General features: G+C 58.9%; 7 protein-coding genes and 1 tRNA gene. 3 read left to right on the top strand and 5 right to left on the bottom strand.

Annotated elements, in window-relative coordinates; all coding sequences use genetic code 11:
- Window positions 1-314 precede the first annotated feature (314 nt).
- The 3 genes from K227x_RS22215 to K227x_RS22205 form a co-directional block, all read right to left on the bottom strand.
- Window positions 315-881, bottom strand: coding sequence for a DUF2585 family protein (locus K227x_RS22215; RefSeq protein ID WP_246146041.1), 567 nt, complete (start codon window positions 879-881; stop codon window positions 315-317).
- The gene (locus K227x_RS31270; protein WP_246146040.1) at window positions 878-3,406 is read right to left on the bottom strand and encodes a sulfatase-like hydrolase/transferase; all 2,529 of its coding nucleotides are present in this window, start codon (window positions 3,404-3,406) and stop codon (window positions 878-880) included. Before K227x_RS31270 ends, K227x_RS22215 begins: the two co-directional genes overlap by 4 nt.
- A 280-nt stretch (window positions 3,407-3,686) precedes the next feature.
- Window positions 3,687-6,857, bottom strand: a complete 3,171-nt coding sequence (locus tag K227x_RS22205; protein ID WP_145173020.1) for a [protein-PII] uridylyltransferase family protein — start codon at window positions 6,855-6,857, stop codon at window positions 3,687-3,689.
- A 299-nt stretch (window positions 6,858-7,156) separates the two neighbouring features.
- Here K227x_RS22205 and K227x_RS22200 point away from each other — a divergent pair, with 299 nt between their 5' ends.
- From K227x_RS22200 to K227x_RS30770, 3 genes are all read left to right on the top strand, one after another.
- Entirely contained in the window at window positions 7,157-8,833 is a 1,677-nt protein-coding gene (locus tag K227x_RS22200; RefSeq protein ID WP_145173018.1) for a sigma-70 family RNA polymerase sigma factor, read from the top strand.
- Between the two features lie 412 nt (window positions 8,834-9,245).
- A tRNA-His gene (locus tag K227x_RS22195) sits at window positions 9,246-9,321 on the top strand.
- A gap of 431 nt (window positions 9,322-9,752) precedes the next feature.
- Window positions 9,753-9,890: a hypothetical protein gene (locus tag K227x_RS30770; RefSeq protein ID WP_218933447.1), complete on the top strand. Its 138-nt coding sequence runs from the start codon at window positions 9,753-9,755 to the stop codon at window positions 9,888-9,890.
- A gap of 225 nt (window positions 9,891-10,115) precedes the next feature.
- Here the strand turns inward: K227x_RS30770 and K227x_RS22190 are convergent, their stop codons facing one another.
- Together K227x_RS22190 and K227x_RS22185 are read right to left on the bottom strand one after the other, a co-directional pair.
- Window positions 10,116-11,153, bottom strand: coding sequence for a hypothetical protein (locus K227x_RS22190; protein WP_145173016.1), 1,038 nt, complete (start codon window positions 11,151-11,153; stop codon window positions 10,116-10,118).
- Complete coding sequence (locus K227x_RS22185) at window positions 11,150-12,241, bottom strand: hypothetical protein (RefSeq protein ID WP_145173014.1); 1,092 nt, start codon at window positions 12,239-12,241, stop codon at window positions 11,150-11,152. The genes K227x_RS22190 and K227x_RS22185 overlap by 4 nt, the downstream gene beginning before the upstream one ends.
- Between the last annotated feature and the right edge of the window lie 51 nt (window positions 12,242-12,292).

The raw sequence follows: 12,292 nt of genomic DNA, 5'->3' as shown, positions 1-12,292 counted from the left end.
ATGCTTCAGTTGCCGTGACTGGGCGATTGGGGACGCTGCCACGCGAGTGCTTTCCTCTTACGTGATTGAGGCGGCGGTACAGTAGGGAAAGTTCGAGTTCGAGTTCGAGTTCAAGTTCGAGTTCGAGTTCGAGTTCAAGTTCAAGTTCAAGTTCAAGTTCAAGTTCAAGTTCAAGTTCAAGTTCAAGTTCAAGTTCAAGTTTCATACGGTGCAATTGTTCGACAACTTAAACTCGAACTCGAACTCGAACTCGAACTTTCCGCATCTGCTTTTCCCCCACCTGCGGTCACCTGCGGTCACCTGCGTCGCGTGCATCACACGCCGGCACTCTGCCATTGTTTGATCGCGTCGACCGGCGAGACCAGCATGATGATGTTCAGCATCAAGCTGTCGCGGATCGTCACCAACATCACCAATTCGATTGCCACAAAGAAGATCACGGCGGTTCGTGGTCGAACTTTCGACGCGATGGCGTAGCCCAATAAACAGGCTGCGACATCGAAGGTGGAATTGGCGATCGAATCGCCGTAGTAGTCCAGCGATATCGTCGCTTCGCGATAGCGATGGATGATGATCGGCGAGTTTTCCAGAATCTCCCACCCGGCTTCGATCACGGTAGCCGCGATCCACTTCGTCGGCGTGGTGATCCTGGGGATCCAAGCCAACACCGCAAAAAACAGGACGCCATGCAGCACGTGTGAAAAAAAGTAAGGGTCGATCAAGTGTTGCGACGCATGCGAGGACCAAATGTCCCATGCCCATGGGATCGGTTGACCGCAATCGCACCACCAGGTGCGCCCCATCGATCGCAGAATCATGACCATCCCAGCGACGGACACCGCGATTCCCATGGCGGTTCGTTTCCCGGGGGACCAGTTCATTTTGAACTCGCTTGGTCGCCGGAAGGCGCGCGGTTGGGGAGTTCCGCAGAATGCAAACGGACGGAGACGACCGAGTGCTTTTCAGGGCCGGGGCGGTACTTGATGTAGGTGGTCGCCACGATCGTTCCGTCGGGCAGCAGTTCGATGCCGGGGTAGCCGCAATCGTTGACTCGATCGGCATGACTATGCAGCAATTTGATACGAGCGTCTCCGGATCGGCCATGTTTGATGTCGTCGTACGACCCCACCCACGCGACGAAGTGTCCCCAGGTCGGGCTCTCCGGTGCAACATCCCGAAACGCGATGAACCACCGTCCGTCGGCCAATCGGACGCCCGCATGTCGGTCGCCGGTCAGTTCCCAAGACGTATCGACCGGCGTGGACCAGGTCTCGCCTTCATCCTCGGAAAACATCATCAAGCTATGGCCCTTGTGAGAGTTCTCTCGCATCAGGCAGCACAGTTCGCTCCCGTTGGGGGAACGGAAGACATAGGGTTCGCAGGGGTTCTTTTTATCCACTGCCGCGACCAGTTTAGGTTCTGACCAAGTGAATCCACCGTCGTTGGTGATGGTTTGGAAAACGCCCAGCGGTGCTTTGTCTTTGCCTTCGGGACCTTTGTGATACAGCCCCAATGTCCGCCCGTCACTCAGACGCACGACGCTGCTAAAGGTCATCACGCATGGAAATCCTAGCGGCGGCATCTCGGTCCACGTCACGCCATTGTCTTCGCTCATGATGCTGGGCATGCCTGGTCCATCGCGGCTGCCAAGTGCGGCCGAGAAAACCCACAGACGCTCTTTCTCGTGGGCGTCCGAGATCCGATAGATGCTAGGGCAATTCTGATGCGTCTTGAATCCGGCGGGCAACGTATCGTCGATTCGCACCCAGGTTCGGCCGCCGTCCTCACTTTTGGCCATCGGCCCAGCCGATCCGCCATGGTTGACGCACCATACGCAAAGCATCGTCTTGCCATCGGCAAGCAGCGTCGTGGTGGGATGCCCTTGGTAGATTCCGTTGCCTCCATCGGCGATCACGATCTGTCGATCGGTTTGGTCGGACCAGTCCAATCGTTGATGACCAGTGGCAACCGCACGACTGCGATCCTGTTGGGTGATCTGAGTCAACGTCTCGGTCATGCGGGTGACCCGATCCGCTTGTGTTTGATACAGGTTGGTGGTTTCCCCCGGGTCGTTCGCTAAATCATAAAGCTGGCCCTTCGGTTCGCCCGGTTTGGGGGAAATGCGACTCGGTTTGGTGAAACCGCCCGACCCGAGTCCGGTGATCAGTTTCCAGGCGCCGCTGCGAACCATCATCAAATTAGCTCCGCTAGCGAGCGCTAATGTTTCTCGAATCGGTTTGTCGTGGCCCTTCAACAACGATAGAAAACTGAAACTGTCGGGACCGTCGTCGTCGCCAAGCTGGACACCGGTCAGTTCCGCAAACGTCGCCAACACGTCCACGAACGAGATCATTTGGTCACAGCTTGAACCGGCGTCAACGTGATCGGGCCAGCGAACGATGAACGGGATCCGGTGACCGCCTTCCCAGGCGTCGGCTTTCATCCCACGCAGTCCGGCAACACTGTCGTGGCCGAATCGTTCAATGTCTTTCGGGTACCAGGTGGGCCCGTTGTCCGAACTGAAAACGACCATCGTGTCGTCCGACATCCCAGCCTGGTCCAGCGATTCCAGAACCCGTCCGACCTGGGCATCCACCATCATTGCAAAGTCGCCGTACATGCCGGCTTGGCTCTTGCCGGAAAACTCCTGCGATGGCAGCCAAGGGGTGTGCGGCGCCGGCAGTGCCAAATACAAGAACAGAGGCGATTGGTCGTCTTTGTTGGCGTGATCCGAAATCACGGAGACTGCTTTATCGGTGAACTTGGGCAGCACGTCTTTCAGTTCCATTCCCGGTGCGATCCCACCGGATCGCCAAAACTGACCTTGAATGGGCGACCAGCCCGGCGACGATTTTGCTTCGATCGTGTCCGTCGGCGGCGCGACCGCCAAATTGTCTTGAATGTAAAAATACGGTGGGATATCGGTGGACGCACGAATTCCAAAGAAGGAATCAAACCCGCAATCCACCGGTCCGCCGGGCAGCGGTTGGTCGTATCCCGATTCGTCAAAACCCAGGTGCCATTTGCCCACCATCGATGTGTGGTAACCCCGACCCTTCAGGACGCTGGCGATCGTGACTTGATCGGGTTGGATCAGTGCCTGTTTGGGCCACTTCGATACATCGGTGCGAAATGGATACCGGCCCGTCATCAATCCGTATCGCGACATGTGACAGAGCGGTCCGGCGGCATGTGCGTCGGTGAAACGCATGCCGTTGCGAGCTAGCGAGTCGATGTGAGGGGTCGCGATTTTGGAATCGGGGTTGAAGCACCCTGGGTCTCCGTAGCCCATGTCGTCCACCAGAATCACCACGATGTGAGGACTGTGGGCAGCCGTAACATCGGACACCGATACGCTGGCGATCCAGCAAGCAGACAACAGGGCAAAAAACTTCAATCGCGGCATGGATTCGCTCTCGCACAGGGGGCAGGGTGTCGCAGCCAATGGTGGCGTCTATCCTAATCATTCCAAGCACGGCGAGGTGGCGACCGGGATTTCTGGCAGCCTGAGCGGGTGTTATCTGCAACGACACTCGGCGCAAGAGATCCCGGCGCAAGAACACCGGATGCGAATACGCCGGCGGCTGTTCCAGGTGGCTTTGCGTCAATCTTTCGGACGCCGAAACGTGCGGGCCGCCTACCCGACTGCGACAAACTGCAGTCGGGACAAACGTTTGGTGCCGGATCTAGACGTTTGCGAAAACGCGGTTGAAGATATCACGATTCGATTTTCTTGCCGCCGTGCAACGGTCTTCGATCGCGGTGGGGTCCGTCTGGCCCATCAAGAATGCCAATCGTTTCATCAGGTCCGCGTCATCGGGCAGTGCATGGCGGTCCGGCGCCAACATCAGGCGAAGGCTGGCTTCGATGCGTCGCAGCGTGCGGTAACCATCGGTCAACGCGTCGGCGTCTTTCCCGCTTAGCAAACCCGCGTCCGCCAATGCCCGCAGCGATGCGGTGGTGCCGTGGCGAATGATTTCGGGAACGTCGTGAGCGTGTTTCAGCGTCAACATGTGGGCAACGAATTCTGCGTCCTGGGTCCCACCCGCTGCGCGTTTCAGGTTCTTGGGATCGGCGGTCTTTTCCAGGTCCATCCGCATTTGACGTATCTGGGTTGCCATCGATGGATCCCAGCGGGTCGCTGCGATGGCGCTCGCCACGGCTTCATCGACCGCAGCGCGAGTTCGTCGGTCGCCCGAAATCGCTCGTGCTTGGCACAGCGCCATCCGCATCCATAGCGGAGCGGCATCGGATTGGAACTGTTCTAAGAATTCGTCCACTGAAATTGCGATCGGTCCGGGCTCGTCGATCGGTCGCAGTCGTGAATCCAGTTCGTACAGTCGGCCCTGGGAATGGGGGGAATTGATCCGCGCGACGACTTGCCGAGCGACTTGGTTAAAGAAGCGGCGATTGGTGGTCGTTGATCGTCGACCGCCGACCCGTCGCTGCGTTTCGCCGTCTGCCGAATACAGGAAGATCGCGTCCAGATCGCTCTGGTAGTTCGGTTCGCGGCCGCCCAGTTTGCCGAGCCCCAAAGTCACCATTTCGGATGGTTGGCCGTCCGCATCAACGGGGTCGCCAAATTGGTCGGCAAAGAATTCTTGTTCGTGTTCGATCACCCGCCGCAAGCACGCTTCGGCGCAATCGCCAATCGCTTGGTGTGTCGCTTCCAACGTTTCTTTGCCCAGCATGTCCCGCACGCCGATCATCAGATGGGCGCCAGATTTAAAGCTGCGCAAGATGTCGTCGATATCAGCGGCCCCGCGGCACAGTTCGATCGAGTGTGCGTCCAGGCGTTGGGCCGATGGCAAGCGATTGATCACCAGCGAATCGATCAGTTCGTCGATCATGCCCGGATTGTCGGTCAACAAGCCGCTTAGATACGGGGTCGTGGCGCAAAGCCGCACAACCAACTGCATCGTCGCGTCGCTGCCGCCCAGCAGTTCCCACAGGGTCGCTTTTGCCCCCAACGAATCGGTGACTCGAACCAGCGAATGCAGGGCTGCGTCTGGGTCGGGAGTCCGCGAGACTTCTGCGAGCAATTTCGGGGCGATCGACGAAAAAACGTGCCGGCACCTCAGCGGCGACAAAAACGGGACCGTTTCGGTACACAGCGAAGCCAAGTCACGCATCGCCGATCGTGGGTGCTGCAGTTGATACTGCCGCAGGGTGCGATCGACCAAATCGGGATCGGGATCCGGGTCTAGCATCAAGTCCGTTTCGGCGGACGTATCGGTGGCATCGTTACTGGAATCGGCCAGCACGCGTTTCATCAAGCTCCGGTTCTTGGCCAACGTTTCGGCAAAGATGCGTTCGAACTTGGCTGCGTCACCGCCGGATCGATTGTCGCAATCGTCGTCGCGAATGCCCAACTGGTATGCCAACATCCTGCGATCGCTTGGGTCGGCCGGAATCATCGACGATCCGCGATCAAACGCGATATTGATTTGGTGTTGCAGTCGGCAAAGTTTGGCGTAGTTGCCCGCCAATCGCGCCTGGTCTTTGTCGCTGATGTGACCACCCCGGTGCAGACCGTTGATCGCGTCCAGAGTATTGCGGCTGCGGACCGAACGATCGTGACCGCCATGGATCAGCTGCAGAAACTGGATCGTCAGTTCTAGGTCGGACCGTCCACCGGAGGCTCGCACGACGTCTTCTTCCAGCCCCGTCGGCGCCAGCGGGGAATCAGCCCGACGCTGCAGTTTGTGACGCAGCATCTCGATCTCGGATCGTTCAACCCGGCTGACGAAACGGCGATACACCCATGGTTCCATGCGTTCCAGGAATGCTTTCCCCAGCGATGTTGAACCGGCAACCACGCGAGCTTTGACGAATCCCAATCGCTGCCAGGTGCGTCCGCTGGTCTCGTAGATCCTGGCCGCTTCGCGATAGCCACAGATGCGGACTCCGACCTCGTGGCGGGGACCGTCACGCAGATCCAGGTCGACGCCGTCTCGTCGCGACGCATCGCCGCACAACAATCCCACCACGTCGTCGACCAAGGCCGCAAAGAACCGACTGTGCCAAATGTTTTTGTGATCGATCGCGTCGTACAAGAACACGACCTTCATCGGCGATGAATAGCTGAGTTCTTCGCCGCCGAAGTTGCCCAGCCCGATCACGGTGACCTGGGGCACCGAACCATCCGCCCGTTCCGGCATCCCGCGCCGATCGGCTAACCGTCGCAGGGCGAACTGCAGCCCGCCTTCGATGATCGCGTCGCCTAGATGGGCCAGTTGCCGACCCACAATGTCCGGCGTGTCGCCCCGCACGAACTCGCCGTACGCAATTCGCATCACATGCCGTGACAGGAATTTTCGAATCGCCAGAGCGGCTCGCGTTGGCTGGTCGATCAATTTCAATTGGCCCAACAATTCGCCGATCAATTCGCTGCGATCATACGAACGATGATGGCTGGCGGTGACCAGGTGAAAGGTGGTGGGATCGGAAATCAACCGTTCGGCCAGCCCCGGGTTGGTGCCAAACAATTGAACCAGCGACGATAGGGATCCAGGTTCGCGGCGGAACAGGGAAACCAGTCCTTGCGGATCCTCTGCACCGGCAATGAAGCGGCAGGTCAGTCGCAGCGTTCGATCCGGATCGGCAATGAAACCGGCCAGCGGGACGATCGCATCGCGCAGAAATGTCAGTGGGTGGATGTCATCGACTTCGCCCGACGGGGGGGCTTCGCAGTGGTCCCCGCTAGGCGCTGTCGAGCGTACCCGGATCGCTTCGATGACTTGTCGAAGATGCGATTGAGCCGACGGAATGTCACTAAATTTGGATTCATCGAGCCAGTCAATCTGGCGAGCGATATCCGCATCAGAGTCGGCCGAATAGCGAGTTTCATCGTCCATGTTTGGAATCGGCTCGAGCGGTTTGCATTGACGATTTGCGGAAGCGAAGGGAACTACTTGGACGCGGCCGCTGTCCGAAACAGTGTAAATCCCTTGAGGCAAACCGTGTAGGCCGCGAACGTAACCTAACCTTGGGTACTGAGGCGACGTGAACACCCACAGTGGGTACGTCGCCGTGAATCCGAAGCACGACAGATGTGGTTTTTAGGCAACACCTTCGTGTGGCGAATTCGCAACGCACGAGGGGTCGGCGTTTTCGGTTACTTTTCGCGCAACCTCTTTGCCCCAAACAACTTGCCATGATATATGCGTCACCCTCATGGAGCGATGGCACCGCTCCTGCTTGGCTTCAGTCTGACCTGTCCGATCGCTACGACCTGGGTTTCGAGGAGCCGCAAGTGGGAAAAAAAATCAGCCGCCGTAGTCTACAGGACGATGCGTTCGATGCTGACGAATCTGTCAGCCGCCGTAATCGCGTCATGGGACAGGAACTAGCCGATTCGATCGCCGACGAGACTCCGATCGATGATGATCGTCCTCGCCGCCGCGACGAAATGACGGCCGACCCGACCGAAGACCCGGTCCGAATGTACCTGATGCAGATGGGCCAGATCCCATTGCTGACCCGCGACCAAGAAGTTTCTGCGGCCAAGCAGATCGAAAAAACACGGGATCGATACCGCCAAACGATGCTGGCGACCGATTTCATGCTGCAAGGTGCCCTGAAACTGCTGGAACAGGTCCGCGACAAAAATCTGCGCCTCGACCGCACGATCGAAGTCAGCGTGACCAACGCGGCTGAAAAGAAGGCCATCATGCTGCGGATCGTGCCCAATGTCCGCACGCTGCAGCACCTGCTGTCGCAGAACCGCAGCGACTACATGAAAGCGGTCAACAAAAAATTGCCGATGCGGCAACGACGGGCTGCCTGGAAAAACTTGGTCATTCGCCGCAACAAAGCGGTGCGATTGATCGAGGAAATGAACTTGCGAACCAACAAGCTGGCACCGCTATTCGAAAAGCTGCGTCGTGCCAGCGAACGAATGGGCGAAGTCCGCAAATTGTTGGCTGACAGCGAGTCGCTGAAAATGCCTGGCATGCCCACCGAAGCCGAGCTGAAAAGCGAACTGACTTACCTGATGCGTTTGACCTTCGAAACGCCCGCCACACTGACTCGCCGGATCCGACGTTGCGATGCCTATCGCGATGACTACGATGCCGCCAAGCGAGTTTTGTCGGCCGGGAACCTTCGATTGGTCGTTTCGATCGCTAAAAAGTATCGCAACCGCGGGCTGTCGTTCCTGGATCTGATCCAAGAAGGCAACACCGGGTTGATGCGAGCGGTCGACAAGTTCGAACATGCTCGCGGCTACAAATTCAGCACCTACGCGACATGGTGGATCCGGCAAGCGATCACCCGTGCGATCGCCGATCAAAGCCGCACGATTCGTGTCCCGGTTCACATGATCGACACGATGAACAAGGTTCGTCAGATCACGCGAGACCTGGTGCAGGAAAACGGCCGCGAACCGACGCCCGAAGAAGTCTGTGCCCGCAGCGGTCTTTCGATCGACGACACGCGGATCATTCTGAAGATGAGCCGTCAACCATTGTCGTTGGATCAACCGATTGGCGACCATGACGAAAGCGTCTTTGGCGAGTTCCTTGAAGATCATCGCAACATCGACCCCTTGATGGAAACCAATCGCGAAGCCCTAAAGGCTCAGATCGATTTCGCGATGGAAACGTTGAACTATCGCGAACGCGAAATCTTGCGTCTCCGATACGGTCTGGCAGACGGCTACACCTACACGCTGGAAGAGGTTGGCCGGATCTTCCAGGTCACCCGCGAACGGGTTCGCCAAATCGAAAGCAAAGCGGTTCGCAAACTGCAGCAGCCCTACCGCGCCAAATCGCTGGTTAGTTTCCTCGACGGTGCCGAAGTGGCCGTCATGGAAGGCAGCGAAGCTCTGTAGCGGTCGCCTTTGAACGCCCCCCCGGCAAGGTAGTCCCAAGCCGGATCGGGGCCTGTTTCGCCCCGGACGATGTTTTTACAGATGTTTTTCGGGGATACGCGGGATAGCGGGGCCGCGGATCGCATTTCGCGATTGGTGGCTTGGTGGCTTGGTGGCTTGGTGGCTTGGTGGCTTGGTGGCGGAGATGCGTCGAAGCGGATCCATGCATTGGCTGCCCAAACGCCGGCCCGCTGGCGTGATCGGCACAATGTGAACCCATTTCGCCAGCCCGTGTCCCACTTTTAACAATGTCGATGATTCGAGCCGTTGACCGGACGAGCCGACGGCGTTAAATTTCGAATTCAATCGCGGAGCCGGCGGCCCCCTGTCCTTTGGACGGAGGGCAAAATCGCACGGATCCGGGGTTTCTGACGGTGGATGTAGCTCAGTTGGTTAGAGCGTCGGTTTGTGGTACCGAAGGTCGCGGGTTCGAGCCCCGTCTTCCACCCTTCTTCAAATTACCGTGATTTGCGGCCCCAGGCCGCGTCCGGCGAGCGTTTGCCGAGCACGCTTTCGTCACGAGCCAAACGGGATCTTTCTCGGTTGGTGGCTGAAAGGTGCTCTCTGGCCCATCTTCACGAAGTCATGGTCCAGGCAACGGAAGCACTCTTCCTGCAATGCTCACGCCACGATCCATGGACGCCACGATCCATGGACGCCACGATCTTCTAGGCCCGCGGAATTCCAAAGCACCGATCCGCGAACGCGACCGGATCCTTGCTGAAGATCTGGCCAGCGGCCGAGGCCGGTCTTTCGGCACTCTGTGTGATGGATTTTCGTTAGCGACAATTCTTTGGCGCACCTGTTATCGATTGCCCTCTGTGCCAGCATGAGTAAGACAACTTTGATTTTTTCAAAGTGGAGGGCACGGAGAGTTTCCATGAGCAAGAAACGACGACGGCATTCGCCCAAGCAGAGCATCCTGAAGCGACGCGACGCGGACACGAGATTGGCGAGCGGACAGCGATCATCGGTGCGTGCAAATGACCGCAATCAAGATGGGACTCAAACGCCTTAGTGCCGGGCGCCGAAGTTGCCCCCTTGACCTATCTTCGTTGAAAACCGGGGCTATCGCCCAGCGGCTCAATCGACTGGAGGTTGGAGTTTGGGTGCTTGTCGTCAGGCCTTTGAGCCGCCGGGCGATAGCCCCGGTTGTTGGGGGACGCATCCGAGGCTCGCGGCTAACCGGATGACGGAATCCGTAGGCCGCGATCGCCCGGGAGAAGGTCACCAGATCAGCCGGCTATTTGGGGACCGTGCGATGGATCTGCCACAGTTTCAGTCCCGCCCACAGGACTGCGAACGTTGTGAAGAATGCCAGCGCCGTCAGGTAGAGCGGGCGGATATAGGACTCGGAGACATGGGCCACGGCGCTGCCTCCGGCCGCCAAGGTTCGGCCGGCCAGTCCTGATTTGCTGACCACGATCGGGTTTCCATCGGCGTCGAAGATGATTTCGTCTCCGCCTAGGATCCGATCGGGCTGGGCCAAGATGACCGTGGTGGTCGCGACGGTGAACAAACTTTTGCCGGGGTTTGCCTCCGCAAAACGACCTAGAAACTGGACCATCCGAGTGGTGTCCTGCCGCATCACGGCCAGCACGCCATCGCGTTGAGTCGGCGGCAGCTTTGCCAGATCCTCGGCATGCCGCGCGACCGCAATCGCTTGGTCCGAATTCATCCGCGAAGCAAGTTCGGCTCCGTCATCCCCTAGGCTGCGGACCATCACCAAGCCGACGCCGGGATGTTTCAGTTCGCTGGTCAGCGCCTTGGAACCGAATTGAATTGTGGCGTCGGCCAGTTCGCGTCCGGTTGCGCCGGCGGAAAGTTTGGCGATCGCAGCGCCCACTTGATCAGCTGGCAAATCATCCAGAGCTTTCAGGATCGGTCCCACCGAAGGGGCATTGTCCAGCGCCGCCAACGCGTCTGGTCCATACTTCCCCGCCAACGCGGCGACTTTCTGAACCGCTTGATCGCCGCCGTCACGCGCTGCATTGGCGGCGACTCGTTCCATCAGTTCCTTGCCGCCCTGGCGAGTCAGGTATTCGCTGGCTTCGCCTGCCCCTTCTTTTCCAAAGTACTTCATGATCGCTTTGGCGACGGACGAAGCCAACGCCGGTACCGGGTACACCAGCGCGGGCACTGGGAAAGCGGCTGCAGGCAACGGGGAAGCCAGCGCAGCGGCGGGGCCGATGGCAGTGGCACCGATCATCGCGGCCGCCATCGCAGTGGTCCGCAGGAAATGCTTTGGATTGCACCGGAGCAGGCTGGGGACAGTGTTCATTCAGAAACCTCGGTTTGAACTATTTGCTGATAGAATCGCTCGCGATAGGCCGAACGCAGGTCGTCACAGACGATCGGCAGCGCGGCCACCATGCCACCATCTTGGGACGCGGTGCCCAACATCGGTTGTCCATCGATCGACGCGACAGGCGTCCCGTACAGCAGTGTGCCGGAGAGCGAGTCGATGTATCCACGCATCTGCCGCGTCAACTGCACTTGGAACTGGTCGGTCATGTACCAATCGATGGCCAGTCCAACACCTAGACCGATGACGGCGCCGATCACGGTTCCCGCCGGACCCACGGCACTGCCACCACCGGCACCGGCAGCCCCACCGGTGGCCGCCGCACCAGCGCCCACCGCGGCGGTTGCGGCACCGGTTGCCGCCATCCGCCCCAACAGCCCACCGATCAGCGATATCGCAACGTAACTGCCAGCCTCGCTGACCAGAATCGCGGTCAGCCCGTTGGCCACACTGCTGGTCCCCTGCCGAGTGGAATAGTCCTGTAGGTCGCGAGCGACTTTTTCGAAGAACGGTTGATAGGAATCCAGATTCACATCCGGCAGGTCGGCGGTCGTCAGCGACGCTTGGATATCGACCAGCAATCGTTTTTGGTTCGCATCCACTTCGTCGCGAAATTGCTGCAGCACGCCGACGATGTCGTCCGTCAACGTGGTTTGCGAAAACAGATGCTTTTCAAATTTCTGGCTGATGTATTGATGGACACGGTCGTCTTCGTTCCACCAAGCTGCGGGCATGCGTCCGACGATCCCCAGGCGAGTTGAGATGCTGGTCAAATCGTCCACAAAGGGCGATACCCCGCGGTGATAGCCTTCGACCAAACGTTCGATTCGCTGCACGCATCGGTCCGCTGCCTGGCGATTCAGTTGATCGGTTGCCGCGATCTGAGGTTCGACCTGCTGGTCATAGAACTGGGCCCGGCGAATGCTGGCGACTTCTTCGGCCGAAATTTTCGGGGCTTCGACGATGGGTTCCACGGGCGTCGCCGGTGGGGCGATGGCCCCCCGTGTGCGGTGGGAACTGGCGTTCCAGTGGACCATGCCAGCTGCGATCAAGGCACCGATCATGGCGATGACGAACGGCCGCGGAGGTGTTCGCGGCCTGTCCGGCAGAGGCGA

It is taken from the genome of Rubripirellula lacrimiformis (genome assembly GCF_007741535.1).
Lineage (GTDB): Bacteria > Planctomycetota > Planctomycetia > Pirellulales > Pirellulaceae > Rubripirellula > Rubripirellula lacrimiformis.
The sequence above is the reverse complement of the archived record's forward strand: the minus strand, read 5'-3'. Positions and strand labels throughout refer to the sequence as shown.

What these genes read in the sequence shown, in the direction of transcription:
- K227x_RS22215 (WP_246146041.1), bottom strand. Translation starts at nt 881, where the DNA reads ATGAACTGGTCCCCCGGGAAACGAACCGCCATGGGAATCGCGGTGTCC.
- K227x_RS31270 (WP_246146040.1), bottom strand. Translation starts at nt 3,406, where the DNA reads ATGCCGCGATTGAAGTTTTTTGCCCTGTTGTCTGCTTGCTGGATCGCC.
- K227x_RS22205 (WP_145173020.1), bottom strand. Translation starts at nt 6,857, where the DNA reads ATGGACGATGAAACTCGCTATTCGGCCGACTCTGATGCGGATATCGCT.
- K227x_RS22200 (WP_145173018.1), top strand. Translation starts at nt 7,157, where the DNA reads ATGATATATGCGTCACCCTCATGGAGCGATGGCACCGCTCCTGCTTGG.
- K227x_RS30770 (WP_218933447.1), top strand. Translation starts at nt 9,753, where the DNA reads ATGAGCAAGAAACGACGACGGCATTCGCCCAAGCAGAGCATCCTGAAG.
- K227x_RS22190 (WP_145173016.1), bottom strand. Translation starts at nt 11,153, where the DNA reads ATGAACACTGTCCCCAGCCTGCTCCGGTGCAATCCAAAGCATTTCCTG.
- K227x_RS22185 (WP_145173014.1), bottom strand. Translation starts at nt 12,241, where the DNA reads ATGATCGGTGCCTTGATCGCAGCTGGCATGGTCCACTGGAACGCCAGT.